This is a genomic window from Variovorax sp. Soil_C_33, assembly GCF_057656935.1.
Genome location: NZ_JBDGJK010000005.1, coordinates 191,238 through 217,379, shown reverse-complemented (window position 1 = coordinate 217,379; position 26,142 = coordinate 191,238). Strand labels below are relative to the sequence as shown.

At 65.8% G+C, this 26,142-nt stretch carries 21 protein-coding genes and 1 pseudogene; 12 read left to right on the top strand and 10 right to left on the bottom strand.

The window, feature by feature from the left end; translation table 11 throughout:
• The first annotated feature begins 9 nt into the window (after positions 1-9).
• The gene (locus AC3A6B_RS10360) at positions 10-183 is read left to right on the top strand and encodes a hypothetical protein (protein WP_487836625.1); all 174 of its coding nucleotides are present in this window, start codon (positions 10-12) and stop codon (positions 181-183) included.
• A 195-nt stretch (positions 184-378) separates the two neighbouring features.
• On the opposite strand, the gene AC3A6B_RS10355 is transcribed toward AC3A6B_RS10360, so the two are convergent.
• The gene (locus tag AC3A6B_RS10355; RefSeq protein WP_487836624.1) at positions 379-2,052 is read right to left on the bottom strand and encodes a GMC oxidoreductase; all 1,674 of its coding nucleotides are present in this window, start codon (positions 2,050-2,052) and stop codon (positions 379-381) included.
• A 734-nt stretch (positions 2,053-2,786) separates the two neighbouring features.
• Between AC3A6B_RS10355 and AC3A6B_RS10350 the strand changes: the two are divergent.
• Positions 2,787-2,944: pseudogene (locus AC3A6B_RS10350) on the top strand (transposase); the annotation flags it as partial.
• A 323-nt stretch (positions 2,945-3,267) separates the two neighbouring features.
• Here the strand turns inward: AC3A6B_RS10350 and AC3A6B_RS10345 are convergent.
• The 5 genes from AC3A6B_RS10345 to AC3A6B_RS10325 all read right to left on the bottom strand — a co-directional run bounded on the left by AC3A6B_RS10345 (position 3,268) and on the right by AC3A6B_RS10325 (position 8,039).
• On the bottom strand, positions 3,268-3,954 hold the full coding sequence (locus AC3A6B_RS10345; RefSeq protein ID WP_487836623.1) for a GntR family transcriptional regulator: 687 nt from the start codon (positions 3,952-3,954) through the stop codon (positions 3,268-3,270).
• Positions 3,955-4,024: 70 nt separating this feature from the next.
• Positions 4,025-5,479: a dihydropyrimidinase gene (gene hydA, locus AC3A6B_RS10340; RefSeq protein ID WP_487836622.1), complete on the bottom strand. Its 1,455-nt coding sequence runs from the start codon at positions 5,477-5,479 to the stop codon at positions 4,025-4,027.
• A gap of 13 nt (positions 5,480-5,492) precedes the next feature.
• Complete coding sequence (locus AC3A6B_RS10335) at positions 5,493-6,212, bottom strand: amino acid ABC transporter permease (RefSeq protein WP_487836621.1); 720 nt, start codon at positions 6,210-6,212, stop codon at positions 5,493-5,495.
• Between the two features lie 36 nt (positions 6,213-6,248).
• Positions 6,249-7,091, bottom strand: a complete 843-nt coding sequence (locus AC3A6B_RS10330; protein ID WP_487836620.1) for an ABC transporter substrate-binding protein — start codon at positions 7,089-7,091, stop codon at positions 6,249-6,251.
• A gap of 51 nt (positions 7,092-7,142) precedes the next feature.
• The gene (locus AC3A6B_RS10325; RefSeq protein WP_487836619.1) at positions 7,143-8,039 is read right to left on the bottom strand and encodes a dihydrodipicolinate synthase family protein; all 897 of its coding nucleotides are present in this window, start codon (positions 8,037-8,039) and stop codon (positions 7,143-7,145) included.
• Positions 8,040-8,137: 98 nt separating this feature from the next.
• Between AC3A6B_RS10325 and AC3A6B_RS10320 the strand changes: the two genes are divergently transcribed.
• Together AC3A6B_RS10320 and AC3A6B_RS10315 are read left to right on the top strand one after the other, a co-directional pair.
• Positions 8,138-11,068 carry an FAD-dependent oxidoreductase gene (locus AC3A6B_RS10320; protein WP_487836618.1) on the top strand — a complete coding sequence of 977 codons (2,931 nt, stop codon included), beginning with the start codon at positions 8,138-8,140 and terminating at the stop codon, positions 11,066-11,068.
• Positions 11,069-11,077: 9 nt separating this feature from the next.
• Complete coding sequence (locus AC3A6B_RS10315; RefSeq protein WP_487836617.1) at positions 11,078-12,325, top strand: M20/M25/M40 family metallo-hydrolase; 1,248 nt, start codon at positions 11,078-11,080, stop codon at positions 12,323-12,325.
• Between the two features lie 240 nt (positions 12,326-12,565).
• Here the strand turns inward: AC3A6B_RS10315 and AC3A6B_RS10310 are convergent, their stop codons facing one another.
• Both AC3A6B_RS10310 and AC3A6B_RS10305 read right to left on the bottom strand, forming a co-directional pair.
• The gene (locus AC3A6B_RS10310; protein WP_487836706.1) at positions 12,566-13,435 is read right to left on the bottom strand and encodes an adenylate/guanylate cyclase domain-containing protein; all 870 of its coding nucleotides are present in this window, start codon (positions 13,433-13,435) and stop codon (positions 12,566-12,568) included.
• Positions 13,436-14,102: 667 nt separating this feature from the next.
• On the bottom strand, positions 14,103-15,194 hold the full coding sequence (locus AC3A6B_RS10305) for a pentapeptide repeat-containing protein (protein ID WP_487836616.1): 1,092 nt from the start codon (positions 15,192-15,194) through the stop codon (positions 14,103-14,105).
• A 241-nt stretch (positions 15,195-15,435) separates the two neighbouring features.
• Between AC3A6B_RS10305 and AC3A6B_RS10300 the strand changes: the two genes are divergently transcribed.
• From AC3A6B_RS10300 to AC3A6B_RS10285, 4 genes are all read left to right on the top strand, one after another.
• Positions 15,436-16,254 (top strand): hypothetical protein, encoded by an 819-nt coding sequence (locus AC3A6B_RS10300; protein WP_487836615.1) that lies wholly within the window; start codon positions 15,436-15,438, stop codon positions 16,252-16,254.
• Positions 16,255-16,279: 25 nt separating this feature from the next.
• On the top strand, positions 16,280-16,984 hold the full coding sequence (locus tag AC3A6B_RS10295; protein WP_487836614.1) for a M12 family metallopeptidase: 705 nt from the start codon (positions 16,280-16,282) through the stop codon (positions 16,982-16,984).
• A gap of 21 nt (positions 16,985-17,005) precedes the next feature.
• On the top strand, positions 17,006-19,567 hold the full coding sequence (locus AC3A6B_RS10290; RefSeq protein WP_487836613.1) for a hypothetical protein: 2,562 nt from the start codon (positions 17,006-17,008) through the stop codon (positions 19,565-19,567).
• Between the two features lie 162 nt (positions 19,568-19,729).
• Positions 19,730-20,149: a hypothetical protein gene (locus AC3A6B_RS10285; protein ID WP_487836612.1), complete on the top strand. Its 420-nt coding sequence runs from the start codon at positions 19,730-19,732 to the stop codon at positions 20,147-20,149.
• Between the two features lie 387 nt (positions 20,150-20,536).
• On the opposite strand, the gene AC3A6B_RS10280 is transcribed toward AC3A6B_RS10285, so the two are convergent.
• The gene (locus AC3A6B_RS10280) at positions 20,537-20,827 is read right to left on the bottom strand and encodes a hypothetical protein (protein WP_487836611.1); all 291 of its coding nucleotides are present in this window, start codon (positions 20,825-20,827) and stop codon (positions 20,537-20,539) included.
• Positions 20,828-20,880: 53 nt separating this feature from the next.
• Positions 20,881-21,402, bottom strand: a complete 522-nt coding sequence (locus AC3A6B_RS10275) for a hypothetical protein (RefSeq protein WP_487836610.1) — start codon at positions 21,400-21,402, stop codon at positions 20,881-20,883.
• A gap of 874 nt (positions 21,403-22,276) precedes the next feature.
• On the opposite strand from AC3A6B_RS10275, the gene AC3A6B_RS10270 reads away from it, so the two are divergent.
• The 4 genes from AC3A6B_RS10270 (at position 22,277) to AC3A6B_RS10255 (ending at position 26,137) form a co-directional block, all read left to right on the top strand.
• Positions 22,277-23,341: a sigma 54-interacting transcriptional regulator gene (locus AC3A6B_RS10270; protein ID WP_487836609.1), complete on the top strand. Its 1,065-nt coding sequence runs from the start codon at positions 22,277-22,279 to the stop codon at positions 23,339-23,341.
• Positions 23,342-23,653: 312 nt separating this feature from the next.
• Complete coding sequence (locus tag AC3A6B_RS10265; RefSeq protein ID WP_487836608.1) at positions 23,654-23,947, top strand: hypothetical protein; 294 nt, start codon at positions 23,654-23,656, stop codon at positions 23,945-23,947.
• Between the two features lie 24 nt (positions 23,948-23,971).
• A complete protein-coding gene (locus AC3A6B_RS10260) occupies positions 23,972-25,597 on the top strand; it encodes a phage tail sheath family protein (protein WP_487836607.1) in 1,626 nt (541 codons plus the stop codon).
• A 15-nt stretch (positions 25,598-25,612) separates the two neighbouring features.
• Positions 25,613-26,137, top strand: a complete 525-nt coding sequence (locus tag AC3A6B_RS10255) for a phage tail protein (protein ID WP_093103603.1) — start codon at positions 25,613-25,615, stop codon at positions 26,135-26,137.
• The last annotated feature ends 5 nt before the right edge of the window (positions 26,138-26,142 follow it).

The following is a 26,142-nucleotide window of genomic DNA, read 5'->3' as shown; positions in this document are numbered from 1 at the left end:
CTGCTACGCATGCCATCCTGGCTGGGCCTAGGCATCCATGAGGAGCTAGAGCTGCCGCTGGACCCTGGCGACTACAAGGTGACGCCCGGCGAGCGCTGGACCGTGACATCGCTCAAGAACGGCGAGACCGTCTACAGCGGGATCGGGCCTGTCGAAGTCGTTCGTTCGCCAGCCCCTTTCTGACGATGTTGACGATGGCGCTCTGTGGCACCTAAAGGTCGACCCGATGCCGGCCTCTACCGAGCTACGGCGAGCGGGCTGCCATAGCAGATGGATCAGGTCACGAGGAAGGCGGACGAGGGGCTGATTCTGGCCGCGGGCGAGTTGGAAGCGGTGGTTCATCGGCGTCATCGTGCGACTGCATCTTCGAACGCGGCTTCAGCCGAGGTGCTCTGACAGCCGCAAGGCCAGCGCAGTCAGGGTGCGCACGGGGTTGGCCGCGGTGCTCAGCGGTAGCACGGACATGTCGCAGACGTAGAGCCGGTGCGTGCCCACGACAAGCAGGTTCTCGTCGACTACAGAGTCGGCCGAGAATGGCGCGTCCAGCCGCGGTCGGTACGGCATTCGCAGGCTGCCTACTGCGTGGTGCACCGTACCCCAGCCGAAGCCCAGGCCGCCGCTCCCGTAGCGGGCACCGTCGGCGGGCTGAGCGGGCAGTCCGCCGGACTCGAACTGCGCGAAGATGTCCAGGGCCACGCGGTTGAGCACGTCCCAGATCTCTGTGGAAGACTTCTGCCAGCCCGCGAGCGCGAGGAAGCGTGAATTGGCCAGGTAGTCGGCCCAGCTCTGGTTGCGGAAGACAATCTCCGGTACGTAGCCGAAGGGCGGCGCCGGCCGGATCTCGTTGTTGTCGTCCAGGCAGTTGCCGAAGCTGAACTTGATGTCCAGGCGCGCCGCACCGGGTGGCCCGGCCGCAGCCTCGGCCATGGGATCGTTGTTTCGCAGGTGCCAGTACTCGTGGTTGAGGTTCATCTCCACGTTGAAGGGGTAGCGGATCTGGTTCGCATCCCGCCGGCCGCGCGAGTAGAAGACGATCTTGCCGTGGTCGATGGCGCCCAGCGGACGGCCGCCGATGCCGGTGACAAACGAGGTGATCTCGTTCGACGTCGGGTGGTCGGTCAGGCCGCGGCCGACCAGGGGCTTCACGCTGTCGGGCAGCCATGGGTACATGCTGGAGCGGCGCAGCAGTTTGGGGCTTTCGATCGACCCGCCGGCAAGCACGACCGTTGCGGCCTTGAAAACACGGGCCTTGCCGCTGCGGGTGTCGCGGACCACCAACTCCAGCCGGTCGTGGTGGTTCTGCACGTCCTCGACAAAGTGGTTGAGCAGCATGTGCAGGCCAGGGCCGTCGCCGTGGCTGGTGCCTGGCGTCAGGCCAAGCTGGTTCAGGACCAGCTCGGCCGTGTTGAACACGCCGGTCGGCTCCGTGTGGAACTGGTCCTTCGGCGTGCCGTCGCTCGCCAGGTAGGGCTGGTGCAGAGCGCGTGGCGTTTCCTCGATCAAGAAATCGTCTGCCAGCGGCGACTGCCTCAAGCGCTCCGCCACCGCCCGGGCTGTGGCGCCCATCGTGCGCGACATGTTCATCGTCTCTCCGGCTCGATCCAGCAGACCGGAGGCTAAATCCTGCCGCACCTGCGGCGGGAAGTAGTCGAGCTCCCAAGCCTGCACGGCCGGAATCAGCCCGGACCAGAAGATTGAGCGACCGCCGAAGTTCAACTGCGGTTTCTCACCGATGTAGTTTTGCGCCCCGCTTCCACCCGCCTGCACGAACGTGTCGCAAGCGAAGTGCTTGGCCAGGCTGCTGTTGGGGAAGCGGCAGACGTTGTAGACATGGGTCGGGTAGATGAACGAGCCGGCCTCCAGCAGCAGGATCCGCTTCTGACGGCCGAGCCGGTCGGCTAGGTCGTCAGCCAGCACCCCGCCGCCGATGCCCGAGCCGACGATGACGATGTCAAAGTCGTCTCGCCAGCCCATGTACTGCAGGAAAAGGCGTTCGCGGGCAGCCGTGTCGTCGGAGATGAAGTTGGCGTAGGTCGAGGTCTGGAACGTCATGGCATGTCACCGTCGGTGGATCGCGATGCGGCTGCCTCGCGGCATGCCGTCAGATGGCAGCACCGGTTTGCTTGCATTCCCGGTTGTCGTCGGCATTACTCCTGACTTGGACTGGCAGCCAGCGGCCGACACGTCGAAAGACATGGGGCTGGCACTGGATGCCCATTCCACGTTCCCATCGGCGTGGCATGTGAGGACGACACGGCTTCTTTCCTCGACCCGTGTCGCGTCGCTCCAGCATCCACGATCCGAGCGTGGCTGTCCATATGCCGGGCGCTGGCGTCCCCACCGCATAGGACTCAGGTAGGCGTTTCCTCAGGCCTTGCGCTGAGCGCCCAGACCGTGCTCCAGCGAACTATAGGAACTATGGTTTGGCTTGGTCGGGCTCGCCGACGGCGCGGCCGTTGATCGGCACGGAAGCAACCTCTACCAGCACCGTCAGGCAAAAGAGCCACTTCTTTTAACGATTTGAAGTCTCTCGACCAGCAAGTTGGCCATGCGGTTCACGCGCAGTAGGCACCTTTTGCAGCTAGCGCCCGGCGGCGCCCACCGGGGCCGCTTGGCTGGCCAAGAGCCCGTCGGCAAGCTCTTTCGCCTTGCAATCGAGCTTTTCAAGAAAGGTGTCCCGTTCGGCTTGGCTCGCGGTCAACACGACGCGGCCTGCGGTTTGCCCCATGGCAGAGATTCGACAAACTTGGGGGCTCACTAAGTCCGTTCCACCGTCTCAATTGTGTGCCTATATCGGCGTCGATGTCGAATCGGTCTCGTGCATACGGTGGTCACCACGGCGGCCAACGTCAATGACGTGACCCAGGCCGCCGCCCTGCTTCACGGCGAAGAGATGGTGGCCTTTGGCGATGCCGGTTACCGGGGCGTGGCAAGCGCGGCAGAGCGGACGTAAGGCGCCTCTGCACTGGTGGGCGCTTTCGTGCAAGGAGCCTGTCGCGCCGGTATCAGCTTTCAGCCACCTGCCGCTACCCTGTGGCGGTTCTTGCTGTCCCTGGCAATGCGACATTACAACTTTGCCTCGACAAAGTCTGTACGCGCCAAAATAGTGATGTCGCGTTCTAGCCGATTTCGGTGGGGCACGCGATCGGTGCCGCTCTGGTTGTCGTGGCCGGGCTGCTTGCGCTTCGCTCGGCAGCGAATGCGGATCGCAGGCCGCTCAAGGAAGTGGCACTCCCCTTGGATCGCAAGCTGAGGAGGATTTCGGCATCACTCGATGAGCGCGCGCTTAACGTCTTCCTGCAGGCTGCGCAGGTGCTTGCGCATCGCCGTCCTCGCCCGCTCCGGATCTCGGGCGCGCAGCGCGCGAACTATCTCGCCGTGCTCGTCGTGGTTCTCGCGCTGACGATGCAGCGGACTGTGCAGGCGGAACAGCCGCGCATTGACGCGCAGTTCTTCCACCAGCCGGGGAAAAACCACGTTGCCGCTGGCGGTGGCGATCAGAAGATGGAAGCGGTCGTCGAAATGCCAGTGCTCCGTTTCGTTGTGCTCGCCGCTGTCGAGTTCGCGGATGTCGGCCTCGAGCGTGTTGATTTCCGCATCCGTGATCTTGCCGACGGCGAGCGCGATGGCTTCGCATTCGATCACCTCGCGCGCGCGCATGCAGTCGAAGTACTCTTTGGTGCCCAGCGCGCGCACGGCATAGGAGCGCGCGTCGCGCCGCACCAAGAGCCCCTCGCCGGCCAGGCGCACCAGCGCTTCGCGCATCGGCGTGCGCGAGATGCGCAGATCCTCCGCCAGGCGCCCTTCCTGCAGCGGGCTGCCGGCGGAGATCTGGCGGTCGAGGATCAGCGTGCGCAGCCGCTCGTAGGCCTGCTCGGCGAGGCTGGCGGAGCGCACCTCGAGCGGTGCGATCGTGATGGTGGCGGGTTGCGTCGGACTGGGGAGGCTTGGCATGCGAGAAGAGGCTCTTTCCACGAGGGATGGGGAAAAGCTTATCAGGCCGGCATCGCCGGGGCCGCAATGTTCACAACCACTTGTCCAGCGGGTTGCCGTCGTTTGGCGCGCGCGGCCGCAGGCAGGGCTGAAAGCGGCCTGAGCCGGCCTCGGCCGAGAACGCGCCGTCCTGCCAGACCACGCGCCCGCGCGAGACAGTGACGCCGGGCCAGGCGCGCAGCTTCATGCCCTCGTAGGGCGTGTAGTCGGCGGCGTGATGCAGCATGTCGTTGGAGATCGGCTTCTCCTGCCCGGGTGCGAAGACGTCCCACACCACGAGATCGGCATCGCTGCCGACCGCGATCGTTCCCTTCTTCGGGTACAGGCCGTAGAGGCGCGCCGGGTTGGTGGAGGTGAGCTCGACGAAGCGGTGGATGTCGATGCGGCCCGCGAGCACGCCTTCGCTCATCAAGAGCGGCAGGCGCGTCTCCACGCCCGGAATGCCGTTGGGGATGCGGTCGAAGGAAGGCTGGTCGCCGGCGACGCGCTTGCCGTCGGCGCCTTTCATGTTGAAGGGCGCATGGTCGGACGAGAAGATGGTGAAGAGCCCGCTCGCGAGCCCGTTCCAGATGAACTGCTGGTTGGCCTTGTCGCGCGGCGGCGGACTGCAGATGCAGCGCGCCCCGTGCATTGGGTCGTCGGGATCGATGCCCAGATCTTCGGCGCTCAGGAACAGGTACTGCGGGCAGGTTTCCGCATGGATAGGCAGCCCGCGCCCGCGCGCCCAGTGGATCTGCTCGACCGCCTCGCGGCCCGACACATGCACGATCAGGATCGGCGTATCGACCAGCTCGGCCAGCGCGATGGCCCGGTGCGTGGCCTCGCGCTCCACCGCCATCGGCCGCGAGCTGCCGTGGTAGCGCGGAGCGGTGAGGCCGGCATCGAGCAGCTGCTCGGTAAGCCAGGCGATGCAGTCGCTGTTCTCGGCGTGGATCATGGTCATGGCGCCATGCCGGCGCGCGACGGCGAGCACCTCGATGATTTGCCGATCGTTCAGCTTGAGATCGTCGTAGGTCATGTAGATCTTGAAGGAGGTGTAACCCTTGTCGATCAATGCGGGGAGCTCGCGCTGCGTCACGTCCTTGGTGGCGTCGGCGACGATCAGGTGGAAGGCGTAGTCGATCACCGCCTTGCCCTCGGCGCGCCGGTGGTAGTCGTCGACCGCTTCCTGGATGCTGCGCCCCTTCTGCTGGGCCGCGAAGGGCAGCACGGTGGTAGTGCCGCCGCAGGCCGCGGAGCGCGTGCCGGTGAAGAAGTCGTCGGCGAAGCGCGAGCCGTCGCTGGTCGGCTGGTCGAAGTGGCAGTGGCCGTCGACGCCGCCGGGCGTGACCAGCCGACCGGCCGCATCGATCTCGCGGGCGGCGCTGCCGTCGAGCCCCTGCGCGATGGCGCAGATGCGTCCGTCGCGCACGCCGATGTCGGCCTTGTAGCGATCGCCCACGGTGGCGATGTCGGCGTTGCGGAGGATCAGGTCGTAGCTGCTCATTGCAAATCTCCGGCTAGCGCTGCTCGAGCACCACGTCGGCGGCCACGACCGGCGCGCTCGCATTGCCGTAGGCCCGGCCGTAGTGGCGCTCGATGCGGCGCTGCACGAAGTCCCAGGCGGTGGTCATCAGCAGGTAATAGATGGCGGCGACGAGGAAGAGCTCGAGCACCATGAACTTCTCCTGGATCAGCACCTGCGTGCGGCGCAGCAGTTCCTCCATCGAGATCACCGAGGTGATCGAGGTGGTCTTGAGCAGGCCGTTGATGCTGTTGCCCAGCGTCGGGATGATGAGCCGCATGGCTTGCGGCATGACGACGTAGCGCATGGTCTGCGCCTGACTGAAGCCCACGGCGCGCGCCGCATTGAGCTGGCCCACCGGCACCGACTGGATGCCGCCGCGCACGATCTCGGCGAGGTAGGCCGCTTCATTGAGGATCAGGCCGAGCAGCGCCGACTCGATCACCGACAGCTTCAGCCCGAGCTGCGGCAGCCCGGTGTAGATGATGATCAGCTGCACCAGCAGCGGCGTGCCGCGGAACACCCAGATGTAGAAATGCGCCGGCCCGGCCAGCCAGCGCTGGCTGGAGAGCCGGGCCAGGGCCAGCGCGCAGCCCACCACCAGGCCGCCGGCGATGGCCGCCAGCGTGAGCCACAGCGTGGTGACCGCCCCGTTCAGGATGTACGGATTGAACAGGTAGTCGGCGAACCCCGACCAGTTCCAGCCTTGTCCCATGGACTTTCCTTCGTGTGCAGAGGGGCTGCAGCGCGCTCAGCCCGCGGGGCCCTTGACGGTCACTGCGCCGTCGATCGCCTTCACGCCGTACTGGTCGAACAGCTTCTGGAAGCTGCCGTCGGCCTTCATCTCGTTGAGCACCTTGGCCATCGCGACGGCGAGTTCCTTGTTGCGCGTGGCCAGCGCCACCGGCGTCGGGAACAGGCCGTGCAGCACGCGATCGAAATCGCCGCGCTTCTGGTATTCGGCACCGGTGGAGTCGATCGACAGCGCGACCTCGACCTGGCCCGCGCGCAGTGCCTGGAAGGCCATCGCGAAGTTTTCGAAGGTGCGGATGGTCATGCCCTTCATGCCCTTGTCGGTGAGCTGCTTGTCGAGCTCGCGCGCCTTGCGCTCCTCGAAGCCGCCGATCTCCACGCCGATGCTCTTGCCGGAGAGGTCGTCGGGCTTGGCGATCTTCAGCGGGTTGCCCTTGGCCGTGCTGATGCTGATGGCCTGGTCTTCGTACTGCAGCATCTGCATCAGCTTGGCGCGCTCCTCGGTGTAGAAGATGCCGGTGTTGATGACGTCCCAGCGGCCGGCCTGCAGGCCCGGGATCATGGCCGAGAACTCGATGCGCACGTATTCGGGCGTGAGGCACAGGCGCTTGGCGATGGCCTCGCCGAGCTCCACGCGCATGCCTTTGAGCGCGCCGGTCTGGTCGACGAACTGCATCGGCGGCAGCGTCGGGTTGACCGACATCACCAGGGTGCCCTTCTTGACGAGCGCCGAGTCGGGCACCGGCGACTTGCAGGCCTGGGCCTGGGCTTGGGCTTGAGCCCCGCCCACGCCGAAGACGAAGAGAGCCGTTGCCGATGCGAGAGCGGGAAGCAATTTCATGATGGATTCCTTCAGGAGAGGGACGAGACGAGCAAGGGGAAACGGGGACGCTCAGGCGCGGATCGAGTCGAGCAGCCCGAGCTGGTCGAGCGCACGCCGGAGATCGACGGCATCGGCCTCGGGCAGCGGCAGGCGCGGCGCGCGGGGCTTGCCGACCGGCAGGCCCATCATCGACAGGCCGTCCTTGGAAGCCGCGACGTAGCGGTGGCCGCCGACCCAGCGCACGATCGGCAGCATCTTCTTGTAGAGCGCGAGCGCGGCGGGCATGTCGCGCTCGTCGGCGACCAGCTCGAAGAGGCGCGCCGACATCTTCGGGATCAGGTTGGAGCACACCGCGACCCAGCCCTGTGCGCCTAGCCAGAAGGATTCGTAGCCGAGGATGCCGGCGAACACGGTCATGCGGTCGCCGCAGAGCTCGATGATGTCGCGCACGCGCGTGACCTCCAGCGTCGATTCCTTGATGTACCTGCAGTTGTCGATGCGGGAGAGGCGCGCCACCAGCTCGGGCTTGAGGTCGACATTGGCCGTGGCCGGGTTGTTGTAGACCATGATCGGAATGCCGATCGCCTCCCCCACCTTGCGGTAGTGCGCAAACAGCTCGTCGTCGGTGGGCGTGCTGTAGAACGGCGGAATGATCATGACGCCGTCGGCGCCCATGGTCTCGGCCTCGCGGCTCAGCCGCACACACTCGTCGGTCCACTCCGCGCCGGTGCCGATCAGCACGGGCACGCGTTTTGCTGACGTGCTCACGCAGGTTTCGATCACCAACTGTCTCTCTTCGGCCGTCAACGACAGGAATTCGCCGGTACTTCCCAAGGGGATGAGCCCGTGGATGCCCTCCTCGATCTGCCAGTCGACCAGCTTCTTCAATGCCGGCACGTTTACGTGCTTGCCGTCGGCGGTCATGGGGGTGATGAGCACCGTATAGGTGCCTCGGAAGGCTGTCATCGCGGTCCTCGTTGAAAATCGAATGACGAAGTATATGTATACGTGTAGTATACGTATACATTCAATCGCGTCAATGCGGTTTTTTGCTTCGATCTGCAATGAGCGCCCGACTGACCCATCCCTCCATCACCGCCAGCGGGCGCCCCGTGCGCTTCTGGTATGACGGCCGGCCGATCGACGGCCTGGAGGGCGAAACCATTGCCGCCGCCCTGGCCGCCGGCGGCATCCGGCAGTTGCGCCATACCCGCGGCGGCGAGCGCCGGGGCCTGTACTGCGGCATGGGCGCCTGCTTCGATTGCCTGGTGACGGTGGACGGCCGGGCCAGCCAGCGCGCGTGCCTCACCAAGGTGGCCGACGGCCAGCAGGTGCGCTCCGCGATGCCCGCGGGAACGCCGGCGGATCCGCTGCGCCCGCTCGCGCCCGAAGCGGCCGCCGAGCCGGCAAGCCGGCAGGTCGACCTGCTGGTCGTCGGCGCCGGGCCGGCGGGCCTGTCGGCGGCGCTCGCGGCGCGGCGTGCCGGAGCCGAGGTGCTCGTGCTCGACGAACGCCTGCAGCCGGGCGGCCAGTTCTACAAGCCGCTGGCGCCCTCCCACCAGGCGGCTGCGCCGCCCGATCGCCAGTTCGCGGATGGCCTCGCGCTCGAACAGCAAGTGCGCGCTGCCGGCGTCACCGTGCAGCAAGGCGCACAGGTGTGGGCCGCGTTCTCGCCCCGGGAGGTCGGCGCGCTGATCGACGGGCACGCGACCGTCATCGGCTGCAGGCAGCTCGTGATCGCACCGGGCGCCTACGAGCGCCCGGTGCCCTTCCCCGGCTGGACGCTGCCGGGCGTGATGAGCACCGGCGCCGCTCAGACGCTGGCGCGGGCCTACCGCGTGACGCCGGGCCAACGGGTGCTGATTGCGGGCAACGGGCCGCTCAACCTGCAGCTGGCCGCGGAACTGCTGGCGGGCGGCGCCGAGGTCGTCGCGGTGCTCGAATCGGCCATGCGCCCTTCCCTGGGCCAATGGCGACAACTAGCGACGGCCGCGCGCACCGCACCCGATCTGCTGCGCGACGGCTGGCGCTACATGCGACAACTGCGCGCCCATCGCGTGCCATTGTTGTGGGGCCACGCGGTGGTCGCCGCCGAAGGCGAGGACGAACTGCGCGCCGTGCAGGCTGCGGCGATCGATGGGCAATCGGCGACGCTGCGCTTCGAGGCCGACACCCTGTGCCTGGGCTACGGCTTCATTCCTTCCACCGAACTGGCGCGCATGCTGGGCTGCGAGCACCGCACGGTGGATCGCCATCTCGGCCACCTCGCCACGGTGACGCGCGAAGACGGCGCCACCAGCCTGCCCGGCGTGTTCGTCGTGGGCGACGGTGCCGACATGGGCGGCTCGCGCGTCGCACTGGCACGCGGAGCGCTGGCCGGCACGGCGGCAGCGCGCATCCTCGACCTGCGCGCGCCCGAGCCGCGCAAGGAGCTCGGCCAATTGCGGAAGGCCGAGTGCTTCCAGCAGGCGCTGTGGTCCCTCTACCAGGCACCGCCGATCTCGCTGGCGACGACGCCCGACGACACGCTGCTGTGCCGCTGCGAGGAGATCAGCTTCGGCTCGGTGCGCGAACAGATCCGCGCCGGCCGCGACACGCTGGCCGCGCTCAAGCGCAACACGCGCCTGGGCATGGGCCGCTGCCAGGGCCGCTACTGCGCGGTGACCGCCGCGAAGCTCGTGAGCGAGCTGACGGGGCGGCCGCCCGAGGTCGAGCAGTACTTCGCGCCACGCCCGCCGGCCAAGCCGGTGCCGGCCGGTGCGCTGGGCTTCGAGAAGCCCGAATGGGGCGGCCACAAGCCTGCCATCACCCCCAACCTTGCCCGGCCCGTGGAGCACGCGCCCTTCGCGCCGCTGCGCACCGAGGTGCTGGTGATCGGCGCCGGCGTGCTCGGATCGTGCCTCGGCTATTACCTGTCGAAGGCCGGCCGGGACGTCACGGTGGTGGAGCGTGACGACATCAACCTGCAGGCCTCCGGCGCCAACGCGGGCAGCCTGCACGTGCAATTGCTGTCCTTCGACTTCGGCGCCAAGGCCCAGAAAGGCGGCGGCCCGGCCGCGGCCACGCTGCCGCTCGGGCCGATGTCGGTACGCCTCTGGCAGCAGATCGAGGCCGACTGCGACGAGGACCTCGAGATCAAGATCACCGGCGGTCTGATGGTGGCCGACAGCGTGGCCGGCATGCGCTTCATCGAGGCCAAGGCCGAGCTGGAGCGCGGGCACGGCATCGACGCGCAAGTGATCGACGGCACCGAGCTGCGGCGGCTCTCGCCCGCGCTTTCAGAGCAGTTGCTGGGTGCTGAGCTGTGCCCGATGGAAGGCAAGATCAACCCGCTGCGCGCGACCTATGCGGTAGCGGCGCGCGCACAGCAGCAAGGCGCGCGCATCCTGCGTGGCTGCAATGTGCAGGACATCGAGCGGCTGCCCGGCGATGGCGCCGGCTTCACGGTCCACACCTCGCGCGGCACCATTCATGCGGGCCGCATCGTCAACGCGAGCGGCGCCTGGTCGAGCACCGTCGGCGACATGCTGGACGTGAAGATCCCCGTCAAGGGCGCGCCGCTGCAGATGATCGTCACCGAGCCGGCGCCGCCGCTGGTGGACCACCTGATCGCGCATGCCGACCGGCACCTGAGCCTCAAGCAGGCGACCAGCGGCGGACTCATCATCGGCGGCGGCTGGACGGCCGCCTTCCACGAGGACATGCGCCTGAACCGCGCCGAGCGCGCCAGCATCGAGGGCAGCCTGTGGGTGGCGCGCCGGGTGCTGCCCGCCGTGAGCGGCCTGCACATGGTGCGCTGCTGGGCCGGCATGAACGTCAACATCGACGGCGCACCCATCCTCGGCGAGGTGCCCGGCGTGCCCGGCTTCTACAACGCCGTCAGCTCCAACGGCTACACGCTGGCGCCCGTCGTTGCCCAACTCGTGACCGACCTGATCGTGCACGGCCGCACCGAGATCGACATCACCGCGTTTCGCATCGATCGTTTTCTCTGAACCTCCACCATGACCGACCCTTCTTCCGCCCGCGACGCACTGCGCCAGTTCATCGACACGCATTTCGACGAGCAGGTGCGCACGCTCGCGCAACTGGTGCAATGCCCTTCCGACAATCCACCCGGGGACTGCGCGCCGCATGCGGAACTCACGGCCCGGCTGCTCGAGGGCATGGACTTCGAGGTGGAAAGGCATGCGGTGCCGGCCGACTTCGCGGCGACGCACGGCATGCGCAGCGTCACCAACCTGATCGTGCGCGAACGCTTCGGCGACGGCCCCGTGGTGGCGCTCAACGCGCATGGCGACGTCGTGCCGCCGGGCTCGGGCTGGAGCGTCGACCCCTATGGCGGCGAGGTGCGGGACGGCTGGCTCTACGGCCGCGGCGCAGCGGTGTCGAAGTCCGACTTCACGACCTATGCCTTTGCCCTGCGCGCGCTCAAGCAGCTGCACGCATCCGGCATGCCTCTCGCCGGCACGGTCGAGTTGCACTTCACCTATGACGAGGAAACCGGCGGCATGGCCGGGCCGGGCTGGATTCTTTCGCAAGGCCTGAGCCGGCCCGACTACGTACTCTCGGCAGCCTTCTCGCACCACGTGGTGGTGGCGCACAACGGCTGCCTGCACCTCGAGGTGACGCTGCGCGGCAAATCGGCCCACGCCGCGCGGCCGGACACCGGCCACGACGCCATCGAGGCCGCGGCGACGCTGTTGCCCGCGCTCTACCGCTACCGCGACGTATTGGCCGGCCGGCCTTCGCAGACACCCGGCATCACGCATCCGACGATGGTGATCGGCCTCATCGACGGCGGCATCAACACCAACGTGGTCGCCGACGCGCTGAGCTTGCGGATCGACCGGCGCATCGTTCCGGAGGAAGTCCCCGAAGCCGCGGAGACCGAGCTGCGCGGCGTGATCGAGGACGCCTGCCGCGCGCTGCCCGGCATCTCGGTCGAGATCCGGCAGATCCTGCTGGCCCGGCCGTTCGCGCCGGCGCCCGGCGCCCAGGCGCTCGCCGATCTTTTGTGCCGCGAAGCCGGCGCCGTGATGAGCAAGTCGGTGACGCCGATCGGCGTGCCGCTCTATACCGACGCGCGCCTCTACAGCGAGGCCGGCATCCCCACCGTGATGTACGGCGCCGGCCCGCGGACGCTGCTCGAAGCCAACGGGCACCGCGCTGATGAACGCGTTCCACTGGACGAACTGCACAAGGCGACGCTGGTCGTCGCCAACAGCCTGCTGCAACTGCTGGCGCGCTGAAGTTCAGAGGTGGAGTAGTCGGCCGGGACGATGGACAGCGAAGAGTTGCTCAGGCTACAGCCGCCTGACCAACTTCATACGGCCTGGCGATAGGCGAAGGCCGATGGGGGTGCGGTATCTCTGCGGCCGGATCGCCCGCTCGGGCGCCCCCCTGCAGTGTCCACATCCTTCTGAGCGCGCTGCCCGCCACATCTCTCGCGATCAAGATAACTTCACTGTACGCGCGGACATCTCGAACAATCATATGCCATGCGGCAACTGCCATTGGGGCGCCCTCCTCTGCCGGCGTGGTGGGGTTTCGGATGCGCCAATCGACCTCACGTCGAACGCCTGCTCGCCCCCTGCCGCCCCAGAATAGGCCACCACACGCGCTCGCTGAATCGTTGTCCCCACGGGGCTAGACGTTTGCGAGTCCATGCCGGCTATTGGCCTTGTGCTCATGTGTGTTTGAGGCTTGGCGGACAGCGCATGTGTAGGACGCACCAAACCGATTTCTGGCACGGCCAGATTCAGCACGCGATATGCCGCTATCGGGGCTGTCCATCCTCTGGGCTGCAAGATCGCGCGACCGCCCGTGGAGAAAGAGGCCAGATGGGGCGCGATCACCTGTTCCGTTGCATAGATTTCGTCTCGATCAGCGAGGGCGGACAGTCGCGCAGCGAGATTGGGCGTGCTTCCGACCAAGTCGTATCGACCCCGTTCAACGTCGCCGTTCTCCAAGTAGGTGAGGCCCGCATGAATGCCTGAATGAAGCGCCAGGGGGAGCAAGCGATTTGACGCGACGCCGAAGGCGCTCGCCCGGACTGCACTGTGCAGTTTGAGGGCGCAGGCAATCGCCAGGCGCCCGTCTTCGTTCGAGGCGCCGTCCAAGCCAAAAAGGCAAGCACCCCATCGCCTTGCAACCGCGCGATCGATCCACCGTATTGCGCAACAATTTCGCGGCAAAGGCCGCGAAGGCTGCGCAGCAGATGTACATAGCGCAAGACCTGCATGGCCTCGGCCAGCGCGACCGAGCCGGACAGATCGGAAAAAAGGAATGGTCAGGTAGCGACTGCAAGCGGATGAAGGAACGTACCCCGCGTTGGAAGGCCGCTGCGCGTGGCAGGACACGACGAGGCTGGCGGCGCGCGTGCGTGATTTCGGATAGGGCGCGGGGCTCGGCGTGAGCGACCCCACTCTCCATTTCGACCCAGGAGCCAGCCAAAGAACAGGTCCTGATCCCGATCAGGCGCTCGGAGTTCACGCCCGTCGGGGCCCTTCATCCCCGGGCCGCCGGCTGCGATACTTCGAAATGTCCATTGCGCGAAAGCGCGCCCGAGGTGCAGGATGCAACGGAGCCGTCGGCCGAAAGGACTTTTCCTCCCGCGCCATTGCGTGGTTCTGATGCTGTGCGGGATCGAGTCCGCGCTCTCTGCAGGATCACCGTGCGACCCCGCTCTTAAGCCTCCGGTGGGCACACCTTATGCATATCGGCTTCGGGGCGAGGTGTGCGAGGACAGGCAGGTTGAACGTCGCGTGCCACTGCGTGGTGACGGTCTGGGCTTCGGGGGTGCCAGATCCGCGGGTGGTCACCGAGGTGGGCACGCGACGCGTGACGTCCCAGGTTGTAGAGGTCGTGATGCCCTTGAAGTCGGTCTCGCTCGTGATCAGGCCGTTCGCGTCTTGGACCCGCGAGGCTGCGTCGGACTCCCCTGTGCCCGAAGGCAACGAGCCACCGGTCACGGCTAGCTTACCGCGAGCATTGGTTCCCCCTTGTACTGTGCTGACTGATGCATCCCTACAGGTGCAGATGCCCGGGAAGTTTCGCGCCACGACGATCGGCGCCAGTGCTCTCTATCTGCGCTTGAGTCAAGCCAAGAGATCTGGTGAAGTCCGTATTGACGATCTTGGCTCCGAGGAAGTTAGCCTGGTCGAAGTTTGTGCTATCCATCTCTTCGACATTCGTGAGATCGGCGTGCTTGAGGTTGGCGCCGCATAAGGTGGCGTGGGAGAGCTTCGCGCCGTTGAGGTACGCGCCCCATAGCTCTGCTCTGTCGAGGTGAGCGCCCCAAAAGTCAGTCAACTCAAGATGGGCGTCGTAGAACTCAGCGCACCTAAGGTCGACGTCTCGAAGGTCAAATTTCCGAACCCTTTTGTCATCTGGGTGCCGGTGGCGATCAGCGTCAGAGCGGCCCAAGACTTGAAGAACTGCCTGGATGTCAGTGCGAGGTTTCTTTGGGGCGGCGTCTCGGAGGTAAGGCGCATTGTGACGCACATAGGCAGTCAGTATCTCCATCACCGGCCAGAAGAGTTGCGGATTGTCTTTGGCGATCCATTCAAGCGAATAGATGCCGCCAAGGCGCGCCTCTATGTTTGGCGTACCTTCCTTGCTGTCCGCTCCAAGTTGTGAGGTCGCTTCGTTGAATCTGTTGGTCAACTGCCCGTTTCGATCTATCTCCAGCTTCTCATGGGTGGCCTGCAAGTTCTTCCACGTGGCGACAAGCCCTAACAGAAGGGCGAATCCTGTCAGCGCCTGAACGACGCCCAGCACCAACTTCATTCGCGTATCCGTCTCGAACAAGACCAGGTCTTTCTCGAGCGCGACTCGAACCTCCGGCTGGACGCTCGCAACTTCTGCGGTAGTCCTGACTTCGTTCGCCTTTCGGACGGCGTACAGCTGCACCGATATTGCAAGTGCGATGAGCGCACAGATGGCAATGGCTATGCCCCAGAGCCAAGCGAGCAGGGACTTGCTATCCGAGCCATCGGTCACACCAGAGTCCCGGGAGGTGGGCTCGGCGCTGGGACTTTTCCCGAGGGATCTTGGATCTCGTCCAGTGCCGCGTCGTAGGCGACGTGCGAAGCCCGAAAACCATTGTTCGGCTTCCATAGCTTGTCTCCTCGTGCCGGGATCGACGCGGGTGAAACTACTCCTGCCGGCGCCTGTCTTCAAGTGTCTCGGATCTGTGACGGTCCAGAAGAGAGCTGGGCTCTCATCATCATCCTTTTAGTGGATGTGCAATGAGGGTCGTGCGCGACAGAATTTCGCCAGTCTCGCACTCCAACACGGCATGTGGCGGCCGAAGGTGCCTGCAAGAGAGGGCGCCAGCGGCCACGACTGGAGCAAGTTCATGCGCCCGCGAAACGTCACGGTCCAATCGATTCGGCGAATCCTTGTCGGCCTGCCCTTCGCGTTCGCTGCAGTCGGGCTGTTCGCCGGGTGCACGACCTACAAGTCCTTGCCCGGCGCGACCATCGCCAACACCGCTGTCAGCGGCGGCACCACCGCTTTTGACCACGCGGCGGAAACTTTCGCCAGGGACTTGCAAGCGAGCTCGGCCAACCCCGACCAGACGGCGCTGGCCTTCAAGGCGTTCCGCTCCGGTCGCGCCATGCTGGACCTTCAATGCGATCGCTATCTCGATGCGGTCGGCAGCGCGAACCAGGCAGCGTCCAACGAGCGCAAGCAATTGGGTCTGGTCGGCGGCTTCGCCTCCGCCATCATGGGACTGACGGGCAGTGGGGCCAAGGAGATCGCCGCTGTCGCCACGACGTTCAGCTTCGCCGCGTCGAGCATGGACGCGTTCACGACCACCTATCTGTTCTCCGACGCAGCCAAGTCGGTGATGAAGATCGTGCGGGAGTCGCAAAGCGCCTTCCTTGCATCGGTGCAAGGCGAGTTGTCGAACATGGACTACGCGGACGCCGTCGCGCTGCTCGGCCGCTACGAGACGGTGTGTCGTCCGGCGCAGATTCGCGCGCTCATCGACGATGCCATCTCCAGGGGCACCGTCGTGGCCGTAAGCCCTCCGGCTCCGACCGTGGCCGCTCCGCAAGCACCTGCGCCAGCACAGGGCATCGCTCCCCAACAGGCACCCGGGCAAGCACAGGGCCTTCCTTCATCGACGGTTCCGCGCTTGCTGAGGTTGCCTGTTCTCACTGTCAGATAGACCCTGAACACGAAAGGAAAGCATCATGACGACCAATGAACTTCACTTTTGCAGCTGCCCCGTTCCCCCCGCGCCCAGCGAGGAAGACAAGAAGCGCCTCGCCAGTCACAAGGCCGCATTCCTGAAGTCCACGAAGTGGCCAGCCCCGAGCGAGATCACGTGCCGCTTCCTTGAAGGAGCGCCTGCGCTGCAGAAGAAGGTCGAGGCCGTCGCAAGGGAATGGATGAAATTTGCCAACGTGGATATCTCGTTTCGCAATGCAGGTCCGACGGACATCCGCATCGCATTCATCCAGGGGAACGGTTCGTGGTCGTACATCGGCACGCAATGCCGCTCGATTCCCGAGCCGAAGCCAACGATGAACTACGGCTGGTTGACCGTCGACTCGTCCGATGACGAGATTCGGCGCGTCGTGTTGCACGAGTTCGGCCATGCGCTCGGCATGATCCATGAGCATCAGAACCCCAAGGCGGGTGGCGTGCAGTGGAATCGGGATGCAGTGATCAAGGATCTATCCGGCCCGCCGAACAACTGGGACATGGCGACCATCGAAGAGAACATGTTCAGGAAGTTCGAACTCGCCGCGGTCGATGCCACGAGCGTGGACAGCACGTCGATCATGATGTATCCGATTCCGCGGGCCTGGACCCTGGACGGCACCTCGGCCGACTTGAACAAGGAGTTGTCGCAGACCGACAAGGACTTTGCCAGGGAAAGCTACCCCTTCTGAACCTGCGCCGGTGACGATCCGATGAACACCGAAGACCATGCAATCCTGATCGGCATCGGCCGCTATCCGGAGTTCGGCGACAACCGCTCGCCGCTCGATCTCCAGGGGCCGCACAACGACGTCGATGCCGTCAAGGCTTGGCTGCTCGATCCGAACGGAGGCGGTTTTCCGGCGGACACCAAGAACATCCATGAAGTGAAGGCGGTGGCGGCCGATAGCGCGGACGATGCGCGTCCCAACATGACCGATCTCGACCGACTCATGTCAAAGCTTGACGAGATGATGCAGGAGAAGAAGAAAAACCGTCTAGCTCCGCTCATTGGTCGCCGCATCTATATCTACATGTCCGGCCATGGTTTCTCGCCCGGCAGGCAACGCGCGTGTCTTTTCACGGCCGATGCCAAAGAGCGGCTGACCTCGAACGTCCATGCCACCGGTTGGATCAACTGGCTGCAGGACTCGGGTTGCTTCCGCGAGTTCGTGCTGTGGGTCGACGCGTGCATGAACCGCGCCTCGTTCATTCCACCGCACGATCCGCCGCTGCCGATTCCGACGGGGACCAATCCGCCGCTGGCCAACTTCGTGGCATTCGCCGCGCAGCGGCCGATGAAGGCCGTCGAATTGCCGATCGCCCAGGACGAGGGCCGGACACACGGCGTTTTCACGTGGACGCTGCTCGAGGGTTTGCGCGGCGCGGCGGCCGACGTCAACGGGCGCGTGACGGGTCGCAGCCTCGCCGACTGGATGCGCAATGCGCAGTCGGCGCGTTTCGAGCAGCGTGATCGCGATGACCGCGACGTTGCGCAGGAGCCCGAAGTCATCCAGGAGGACGCGGGCCTGATCTTCGCCCGCGGTGTCGCGCCGCCGGTCTACGACGTGAGCGTGTCTTTTCCGCCCGCCGCCAACGGGAAGATGGCGCAGTTGTGGTCGGGTTCGCCACCGGCGGTCATGCAGAAGTTCCAGGTCGGCAATGCGCCGAAGACGGTGGCGTTGCGGCCCGGCTTGTACCTCATGGAGGTTGCCGATGCCGGACTTCGGCACGGATTCGAAGTCGTGCGCCCGATGGACGTGGCGGTAGAAGACACCGGTCCCCCGGTCACGCCGTGCAAGGGCGATGAAGTCTTCCAGCTCGAGATCGCGCCGGACGATGCTACGGCGGAGATCTTCGTCATCGACAGCCGGTTTTCCCTGGTCGACTACGGATTGGCGCGCCTCTCGACGCCCCTGCCGCCGGCCTTGTTCAAGGTGAAGATCCGCATCGGCAACGCCATCAATCAGCAAGTGATGCTGCTCGACCAGGACCGTCGGGCTGTCAAAGACCTCTCGGAACCGCAACTGCTCGCCACGGTAGTTCCCTTGCCCCAGACCGCCGCCACCCACGAGTACCATGAGGACACGCGTCGCCGCGCCATGGAAGCGGCCAGAGCGCTTGCACTTGCGCCAGGCCAAGCCGTGATCATGGCCATGGTGCGGACCTTCAGCAGAAAGGACGAACCGGTGCCAGGTACTACGCCGCCATGGCGCGGTGTCAGTGTCGTCGACGCGGCGGGCAATGTGGTGATCGACATGGAAGTGGACGGTGAGCGCAACGACGGGGCGGACGCCTGTGCGTTTGCTGCGAGAGCGGTCGAACCGGGCAGTTACTTCCTGCGGCAGCGTCTGGAAGACGGAGTCACCATCGAGCAAAGCGTGATTGCCTGCGCCGATTGGCGCACGGAGGTGTATGTGCTGCGGCGCGTTGTGCCGGGTGCGTCGAAGGTCGATGCGCGGCCGCGTATCGCGGTGATGATGCGTCGCCGGGAGGTACCGCTCAGCCCTGCTATCGACACGGAAGATCGGCTGGCGGAGACCGCGAAACTGGCCATGGCCAACGAGCGGCGCATCCTGAGCGCGGGCGTTGACGAGGCCCTGATGCTGAAATCCCAAAACCCGGTGGCTGGCATCATCGGCGGTCACTTGCTGCTGATCGAGCGCGAGCGCGATTCGGGGCGAGACCTTCGGATGCTCGACGTCGTCGTCGCCAACTTGCGGGCCTTGGTTGGGGATGGCCACCCCGACGTGGAGGCGCTGGCATTGCAATGTGCAGACCCCAAGCTGCGGCGCGTCGGCGCGCTGCGCGGTCCGCCCATGTTCCAGCGCAGCTGGGTTTTGCTGGCGGAGGGTGCGCGCAAGCGCGCCGATCTCATTCCCCCGGGCATGTGGGCGCGCGTGCAGGCACTGGCGGCGCTTCCACCCTTCCTGGTGTGGAATACCAACGAGGAAGTGAAGTCGGCAGTCCGGCAGGAGCTTGCGCGTGCCATTCTCGGGGGCGCAAGCGGCCGCGAAGAAGAGTCAGCGGTTCTCCTTGAATTGGGGGCGACGCCGATGGCAGGCAGTGCGGCGGAAGAGGCCGATGCGGTGGCGGGCCCTCCTGCGGCCGCCATGGCAATGCGAGCATTGCCTGGCGCGTTTGCGCCGACGCGGGGCAGCCGCGGGGGCAGACAGGCGGGCAGCTCTATCACGCTGACGCGCGCCGCGCGCGCGAAGGCTGCCGCCATGAACATCCCGCCGTGCGCACTGGAGGCCTTGAAGGCCAAAACCTGAGAGCCCGCAAGGAGGATCGTCACGCGCATCGCCATTCCGTCAGCCGACTGGCTGGAACTCACCGGCGTCCGTATTCCGCCCGGGCTGCACCTGTCCTTCCAGCGTTTTCTGCGCCCCGAGTCGGGCGTTGTCGGCACTGGCTTGCCGCCAAGCCTGGGGGCGTTGCCCGTCGCGCTCGGTCGCCATGGAGATCTCATCGTGCCGACTGCGGACGATGAAGTGTTCTGGATTGGATTGAGCATTTCGCGAGCCGACCAGCCGGTCGACCTGACGCTGGCGGTGGAACTTCGCAGCGGCGAAATATTCGTCGCGCCGACGATCACGGTGCGTTCAACGGACCGCATCGGCGGGTTTGCACGCGCGGGGCTGGAGACGTATGCCTTCGCCCGAACCGGCGGCGACGAGATCGGCGGTGGGTGCATTCGTCTTGCATTGCGCGCCGCGTCTCTCGGGGCCGGCAGGGAGGTCTTGGAGTCGTCCGTGCGCATCCTCGACTACGCCGGCTACGTCGCCGAAAGCGGGCGGCCCCCACCCTCGCCGCTCGATGTGGGCGCAGGCTATCGGGGCTGGCGCCTGCCTTGAACGGCCCGCGGCATCATTTGGGAAGCGCGATCCCGATCGAGGTCGAAACGCTCGCAGGGGACGCCTGCTGCAATTTGTCGAATGTCGTCGGCCCAGGCAGTAGACGTCGTCCATCATCGTGCCGAATCCCGGGTTGTTGAAGGACCTAAGTGCAGATCTACCAGGCTACTTGAACCCGCTGCGCATCACAGTTTGAATTTTCGGCCGGGTCTTTCACCCGTCTTCGAATTTTCCGGACGGCGCGAGCATCGTGCCGCGGCAATTGGAAGAACCGCAGCGGCCAGGGACAGTTCGAGGGCGGTGAGCCGTCGTCCGCCGTCAGGCAATAGTCGATGAACAGTTCGTCCCCTGCATCCAACTTGTGAGCTGAGAACGGGCATGCCGCACTTACAGGCCATGAACAATGAAGGTGTCTTTTGAGGAAGATACAAACAGGGTCGTCTCGCCGACTCGGGTGAATCGATATTCCTTGCCGTTGATCGCGATGGACTTCATGTTGGCCCACACTCGATACTCGTAGCCACCGGCGACGGGCGTCGCTTGCAGGACCTTAAAAACCGGTGGCACGTGTACGTTGAAGCTGATGTGGGCTGTTGCACGGCTGCTCCCCGCACCCGACTCTGCCGCGCAGGGCAAGGCGAAGGACAGCAGGAGCGTGGTGAAAGCGAGTCTTTTCACATCGGCACAAACTCAAAATTCTTCTACGGCTGCCCTGCTCGAATCTCGAACGCCTACTTCAGCTCGCCGAGCTCCATGAAGTTGCTCTCGATCCAGATTCGGCCCTCCTCATTCAGCGCGAAGCTCAGGGCCTTCTCTCTGGACAACTTCTTCTCCTGAATCGCCCGGGACAGCGGATTCACACTCCCGAGCTCACCTCGCCTATGGTTGTAGACGTGCTCCGTGCCGTCTTCATCGCTGTAGGTGTAGGAGACCGTGATGCCATCCAGGTCGGCGAGAGGCTGCAAGAACGCGATGAACTGCGATGCCGTGATGCCTTCGGCCCTGATGGCGTCCCAGTGCTTGTAGAGATTCGACTTTGCGCCTGTCTGTTTGCGCTGGACGACCTCCGATGCTTGCCAGAAGGGCTGGACCTTGGCGACTGTCAGCACTGGATCGTCCGGGCCACCATTCTTACGGAAGAAGTTGCCTACGGTCCTTGAGAATGTCGTGCCATTTGCTAGCGATCTATGCCCTGCTGGCAAGTCATCCAAGCAATGAGGCACCGTTTCCATTTCATCGCTGCGCTTGTTCATGATTGCGAATCCTTCACTTCCTCGTTCGATGAGGGCGACATCGTATGGTTGCGAACGGCGTCGCGTCCGCTTTCTGGCGTCCGATCCTACGAAGGAAACGTGCATTTCTGACGAAGCCGGCCTCGTCAGCTTGCGTGCATTGGTGGACTCATGGCGGAATGGAGTCCAAAGTTTTCATGCCGAGCGGAGTTGCTCACGCGTCTCGAGTGCTCGGCCGGCCAACATGTCGTTTCCACCCTGCATCAACTCGCGTTGGTCAGGCCGCGCAGTCAGCAGCTGAGCTTGTTCGAAGCGCTTTGCGGTACGGGCTGCACCTGGACATAAGCAAGGCGGGCGTCGTCAGAGGCTATTGCGCGAGAGGCGCACTGGCGAATGGCCCCGATTCAGCGGGAGACGTCAAACTTCTGACTCGCGTCACTAGTTCGTTTGGTAGATGCGCGTTCTGCCCCGTGGACGGATGATGGGCGCGCTTCGTTGGTTTCGCGGCGAGTCGTGTCGGTAGGTTACGAGCCGTAATGCGGCGCACGTTCTGGTCCACCGAAGCAGTGCTGCGATTCGATCGGAGCGACACGTTGCTGCGCGTTGCCAGCCGGCGTCGGGGTGATCCACGCTGCGGTATTCGGTCACCGGGCGTTAGGTGTTTTCACGGCTGGCTCGGCTGGACTAAAAACTCGGGGAGGCGGGTCGCCGCGCGGGAGCTGGATCTCGCGCGACGTGGGTTATTGCCATTGCAAAAGAACAAGGGCGTGTGTTCTCCAAAGTCATGCGATGGAGGTCGACGGCTCTCTTCTGTGACGACGCGAACGCAACGCAGGCGCGACGTGGTTCGCGAAGCGTTTCGCCAGGCAGTCGGCGGGTTGAGGACGGACAAAGAATGCGCACAAACAGCTCTTCATGCACGCAGACCGCAGCCTGTCCAGAGGCCGATGGTGACGGCCACGCCAGTACTGCGCTGGCGCAGAATCTTGTCGGTCACAGCCCGCCCTTTCGCGAGGCCATGGAGCTGGTGAAGCTCTACGCCGCGTGGTCCGCGCCGCTGCTGATCGCCGGCGAAACCGGCACCGGCAAGGAGTTGGTCGCGCGCGCGGTGCACTACCAGAGCCAGCGCCGGCACTGCCCGTTCATCCCGGTCAACTGCGCGTCGCTGCCCGACACACTGGTCGAGAGCGAGTTGTTCGGCCACACCCGCGGCGCTTTCACCGACGCCAGCCAGGCGCGCCAGGGCCTGGTGCGCTTGGCCGAGGGCGGGACGCTGTTCCTGGATGAAGTGGAAGCGCTGTCGCCGCGTGGCCAAGGCGTGCTGCTGCGCTTTCTGCAGGACTCCAGCTATCGGGCCCTGGGGGGCAACCAGTTGCACCATGCGGACGTGCGCATCGTCGCGGCCTCCAACGTTGACCTGCACGAGAAGGCGGCGGCGCGCATGTTCCGTGACGACTTGCTGTACCGGCTGGACGCCTTTCGCGTCACCCTCCCGCCGCTTCGCGAGCGTCTTGACGATCTGAACCTGCTGGTGCCGCACCTGCTGGCCAAGGCGGCGCGACAGACCGACGGCTTGGCGCGCCGCATCGACGAGCCCGGCCTGGCGCTGCTTCGTGCCTACGACTGGCCTGGCAACGTGCGCCAGTTGGAGCACGTGCTGCTCAAGGCCCACGTGGTCTGCCAGGGATCCGAGGTCGGCGTCGACGATCTGCGCCGATGCTCGCCCGAGCTGGCCCAGGTTGGCGTCCCCGGTGTGTCAGCTGCCGCGCCTCCGCATTCGTTGCGCGCGGCCAAGCGCGCAGCCGCCGACCAAGCCGAGCGCCGCTTCATCGAGGACTGGCTGTCGCGCACGGCCGGCAACATCAGCGAGGCCGCACGGTTGAGCGGCATCGAACGGGCCTCGCTGAGTCGACTTGTCAAGAAATACGGCGTCAAGGCGCGCGCGCTCGGTAGCGTTTAGCGCCACCTTCCTTTCCCCGCCCCCGCACTTCCCGCACTTCTCCACCGTTTGGTGGATCGGATTCTTGCGCCGCTTGCGCGGCCCCATGTCGGCGCAAGCACACCCGTGTCCGCCACGACACGCACCCCATTCGCAACAGCGGCGCTGCGGGAAGCCGCCAACGCAGCGCGTCCGGATTGCAATGCGGGGGCTGTGTATCCGACCGCACAACCACCCCAGGGACCTGTCAAAAACGCCAATCAAATCAAGCACTTGCAACGAAGAAACAGATGGCACGCTTGCTGCAACCTGATGCGTTCGTGACTTCGTGGGGTGGACTTGAATGCCCGGCGCGACGACCTGATGGCGGTGACGGAAGTGGTAGCGGCCCTGGGCCGCTACGTGCGTGCGAATCCGCAGGCCTGCGACACCGTCGCGGGCATCGCCGCCTGGTGGCTGCAGCCGCCGACGGCGAGGAGTTCGCCAGACGTTGTCAGTGCGGCGCTGGCCGCGCTGGTGGCCAGTGGCGAGATGGAGTGCGCATTCGGTCCGGACGGCCAGACGGTGTACCGCGCCGCCCGGCCCGCAGGCCATGAGGGATCGCAGGCGGAGCCGCCAGGCTCTTGATCGTCAATTGATGGAGGGGAATGTATGCCCAGTGCCCTGAGTTACCCAGGCGTCTACGTGGAAGAAGTGCCCAGTGGCGTGCGCACCCTGACCGGTGTGGCCACCTCGATCACGGCCTTCGTCGGCCGGGCCGCCTCCGGCGCTATCAACGACCCGTTGATGCTGACCAGCTTCGCAGACTACGAGCGCCGGTTCGGTGGCCTGGCCGTGGACTGCCCCATGTCCTATGCGGTGCGCGACTTCTACCTGAACGGCGGCGCGCTGGCGCTGGTCGTGCGGCTGGTCGGCACCGCGGCCGATCCGGATGCGGCCGACGCGCCGGCTGCGGCTTCGGCCGCCACGCTCACGCTGCCGGCTGGCGGCGACAACCTCGTGCTGACGGCGGCCAGCCTGGGCGCCTGGGGCGGCCGGCTGTCGGCCGCAGTGGACCATGGCACCGACAGCGGCCTGCCGGCCGCCGACCCCACGCGCTTCAACCTGCGCCTGCGCTACCGCGTGCGGCCGGGCCGCGACGACTTCGTGTTCGAGACCATCGGTGCGGTGTCCACTACCGCCGGCGACCCGCGCTACCTGCCGCTGGTGCTGGAGCGCGAATCCACGCTGGTGCGGGCGCTGGGCGCGGTGCCGGCGGCGCGGCCCGCCTCCACCGTCACGCCCACCACCATCACATGGATCGACGCCGCCGGCGGCGACGACGGCCCCCCGCTGCGCGCCGAGGACCTGCTGGGCAATGCCGCCGGCCGCACCGGCATCCATGCACTGGCCCATGCCGACCTTTTCAACCTGCTGGTGATCCCGCCGCTGGCGCGCAACACCACCACCCTGCCGTCCACCTACACCCCGGTGCCGGCCAACGTCTGGCAGGCCGCGCTCGCGCTGTGCGTGGAGCGCCGTGCCATGCTGGTCGTCGACCCCGATCCCGGCTGGGCCGTGCCGGCGGCCAGCGCCGTCACCAATGCGCAGACCGGCCGCACCGGGCTCAACCTCAGCGGCCCCGGTGCGCGCAACGCCGCGCTGTACTTCCCGTGCCTGCGCATGGTCGACCCGCTGCGCGACAGCCGTGTCGACACCTTCATGCCCGGCGGCGCGGTGGCCGGCATCATGGCGCGCACCGACGTGGCGCGCGGCGTCTGGAAGGCGCCGGCCGGGCTCGACGCGGCGCTCAACGGCGTGCAGGACCTGCAGATCAACCTGAACGATCTGCAGAACGGCCAACTCAACCCGCTGGGCATCAACTGCTTGCGCTCGATGGGTGTGAACGGCCGCGTGGTCTGGGGCGCGCGCACCCTGCGCGGCGCCGACGCCAGCGCTGACGAATACAAGTACGTGCCGGTGCGCCGGCTCGCGCTGTTCCTCGAAGAAAGCCTGTACCGCGGCACGCAATGGGCGGTGTTCGAGCCCAACGACGAGCCGCTGTGGGCGCAGGTGCGCCTGAACCTCGGCGCCTTCATGCAGGGGCTGTTCCGCCAGGGTGCGTTCCAGGGCGCCTCGGCGCGCGACGCCTACTTCGTCAAGTGCGACAGCCAGACCACCACGCAGGCCGACATCAACCTGGGCGTGCTGAACGTGGTCGTCGGCTTTGCGCCGCTGAAACCGGCCGAGTTCGTGGTCATCAAGATCCAGCAGATGGTCGGCCAGATCCCCACCTGATCGAGGAACAACGACATGGCACAGTTCAGCGTCAACGCCACCCGCTTCGACCCCTACAAGAACTTCAAATTCCGCGTCAAGTGGGACGGCCGCTACGTGGCCGGCATCTCCAAGGTCGGCGCGCTCAAGCGCAGCACCGAGCCGGTGGAGCACCGCGAGGGGGGCGATCCGTCTTCCACGCGCAAGTCCCCGGGCCGCACCAAGTTCGAGGCCATCACGCTGGAGCGCGGCGTCACGCACGACGTCGAGTTCGAGCGCTGGGCCAACAAGGTCTGGAACTTCGGCTCCGGGCTGGGCGCCGAGGTTTCGCTGGCGAACTTTCGCAAGGACCTGATCATCGAGGTCTACAACGAGGCCGGCCAGCTCGCCATCGCCTACAAGGTCTTCCGCTGCTGGGTGTCGGAGTACCAGGCGCTGCCGGACCTGGACGCCAACGCCAACGCCGTCGCGATCCAGACCCTGAAGCTCGAGAACGAGGGCTGGGAGCGCGACTACGACGTGGTCGAACCGGCCGAGCCCACCTTCAACGAACCTGCCTGAACGAC

Excerpts from the sequence above, each read along its gene's own strand:
- AC3A6B_RS10255 (WP_093103603.1), top strand. The coding sequence starts at position 25,613 with ATGGCACAGTTCAGCGTCAACGCCACCCGCTTCGACCCCTACAAGAAC.
- AC3A6B_RS10295 (WP_487836614.1), top strand. The coding sequence starts at position 16,280 with ATGACGACCAATGAACTTCACTTTTGCAGCTGCCCCGTTCCCCCCGCG.
- AC3A6B_RS10345 (WP_487836623.1), bottom strand. The coding sequence starts at position 3,954 with ATGCCAAGCCTCCCCAGTCCGACGCAACCCGCCACCATCACGATCGCA.
- AC3A6B_RS10315 (WP_487836617.1), top strand. The coding sequence starts at position 11,078 with ATGACCGACCCTTCTTCCGCCCGCGACGCACTGCGCCAGTTCATCGAC.
- hydA (WP_487836622.1), bottom strand. The coding sequence starts at position 5,479 with ATGAGCAGCTACGACCTGATCCTCCGCAACGCCGACATCGCCACCGTG.
- AC3A6B_RS10300 (WP_487836615.1), top strand. The coding sequence starts at position 15,436 with ATGCGCCCGCGAAACGTCACGGTCCAATCGATTCGGCGAATCCTTGTC.
- AC3A6B_RS10290 (WP_487836613.1), top strand. The coding sequence starts at position 17,006 with ATGAACACCGAAGACCATGCAATCCTGATCGGCATCGGCCGCTATCCG.
- AC3A6B_RS10320 (WP_487836618.1), top strand. The coding sequence starts at position 8,138 with ATGAGCGCCCGACTGACCCATCCCTCCATCACCGCCAGCGGGCGCCCC.
- AC3A6B_RS10260 (WP_487836607.1), top strand. The coding sequence starts at position 23,972 with ATGCCCAGTGCCCTGAGTTACCCAGGCGTCTACGTGGAAGAAGTGCCC.
- AC3A6B_RS10275 (WP_487836610.1), bottom strand. The coding sequence starts at position 21,402 with ATGAACAAGCGCAGCGATGAAATGGAAACGGTGCCTCATTGCTTGGAT.
- AC3A6B_RS10360 (WP_487836625.1), top strand. The coding sequence starts at position 10 with ATGCCATCCTGGCTGGGCCTAGGCATCCATGAGGAGCTAGAGCTGCCG.
- AC3A6B_RS10270 (WP_487836609.1), top strand. The coding sequence starts at position 22,277 with ATGCGCACAAACAGCTCTTCATGCACGCAGACCGCAGCCTGTCCAGAG.
- AC3A6B_RS10330 (WP_487836620.1), bottom strand. The coding sequence starts at position 7,091 with ATGAAATTGCTTCCCGCTCTCGCATCGGCAACGGCTCTCTTCGTCTTC.
- AC3A6B_RS10355 (WP_487836624.1), bottom strand. The coding sequence starts at position 2,052 with ATGACGTTCCAGACCTCGACCTACGCCAACTTCATCTCCGACGACACG.
- AC3A6B_RS10335 (WP_487836621.1), bottom strand. The coding sequence starts at position 6,212 with ATGGGACAAGGCTGGAACTGGTCGGGGTTCGCCGACTACCTGTTCAAT.
- AC3A6B_RS10305 (WP_487836616.1), bottom strand. The coding sequence starts at position 15,194 with ATGGAAGCCGAACAATGGTTTTCGGGCTTCGCACGTCGCCTACGACGC.
- AC3A6B_RS10325 (WP_487836619.1), bottom strand. The coding sequence starts at position 8,039 with ATGACAGCCTTCCGAGGCACCTATACGGTGCTCATCACCCCCATGACC.